Source organism: Vibrio sp. 10N.222.49.C9 (genome assembly GCF_041474985.1).
Lineage (GTDB): Bacteria > Pseudomonadota > Gammaproteobacteria > Enterobacterales > Vibrionaceae > Vibrio > Vibrio crassostreae_C.
The window spans coordinates 1-307 of the sequence record NZ_JBFRVD010000400.1 but is presented as its reverse complement, the minus strand read 5'-3'; the positions used below and the strand labels follow the sequence as shown (position 1 = coordinate 307).

The following is a 307-nucleotide window of genomic DNA, read 5'->3' as shown; positions in this document are numbered from 1 at the left end:
GTCCTCATCCGGACGATCAATGTAAGGTGGCAAAGGCATGTGGCCGACTTCTTCTAGGATTTGCAGCACGGCTTTATCAGAGGTAAAACGAATCTCAAACAAGGCATCGTGCCTAGCAACCATAACAGCTGCATACTGATCTTTATCGCCAAGAAACAACTCAGTACCTGGCTTTGGTGATTTTGAAGAGCGTACATGAGCCAATATCGTATGCTCATCCACCATTCTCTCTACCAGAACCTCTATTTTGCCACCACTAGCCTTACGGCCAAATACGCGAGCTGGGATCACTCGAGTGTTGTTAAAC

Annotated in this window: 1 protein-coding gene; it reads right to left on the bottom strand. The window is 46.9% G+C overall.

Annotated elements, in window-relative coordinates; translation table 11 throughout:
- The coding region (locus tag AB4585_RS23695; protein WP_372171215.1) for an S-adenosylmethionine:tRNA ribosyltransferase-isomerase at positions 1-307 on the bottom strand (307 nt) is incomplete at both ends.